The organism is Pseudomonas entomophila, assembly GCF_013523165.1.
In the GTDB taxonomy this organism is placed as follows: Bacteria; Pseudomonadota; Gammaproteobacteria; order Pseudomonadales; family Pseudomonadaceae; genus Aquipseudomonas; species Aquipseudomonas entomophila_A.
In genome coordinates this window covers 1-544 of sequence record NZ_JAAMQI010000061.1, presented here as the reverse complement: position 1 = coordinate 544, position 544 = coordinate 1, and the positions used below count along the sequence as shown (strand labels likewise).

The window sequence follows — 544 nt, the reverse complement described above, 5'->3', positions numbered from 1 at the left end:
AACGTCACCCTCAGCAACGGCGACACCGTGATTGTGAAAGCGGGCTCAACTACGGCCACTTACACCCTGGCCGCCCAGGGCGACGACGTCTTCAAAGATGGCGAAACTGTAAACCTGAGCGTGCAGAACGCAGTCGATGCCGGTGGCAAAGGCTTCGAGAACCTGCAACTGAGCACCACTCCAGCAACGCTGCAGATCACCGACACCATCAACGAAGTCGTCGCAACGCTCACCGCTGACAAGACTACCGTCACCGAAGGCGGTCAGATCACCTATACCGTGACCTTGATCAGCAAGGACGGCCTGCCGGTCACCGGTCACGGCGGCATGACCTTCACGCTGGAAGGTGGCGGCGTCGTCACCATCGACGCGGGCAAGGCGAGCGGCACTTACGTGCTGACGACCGCCGATGACGTGTACGTTGGCGGGCAGGGCACCATCGTCAAGACCATCACCGGTATCACCGGTGGCAACGTCTTCGAGAAGCTGTCGACCTCCGGCTATGTCACTACCGATGTGACCGACGAGCCGGGCACTCCAGGTA

1 protein-coding gene is annotated in these 544 nt (G+C 60.8%); it reads left to right on the top strand.

The annotated features are described in order from the left end of the window. Positions 1–27: 27 nt before the first annotated feature. On the top strand, positions 28–544 hold a 517-nt coding region (locus G7Z99_RS20325), incomplete at its 3' end, for an immunoglobulin-like domain-containing protein (protein ID WP_181096822.1).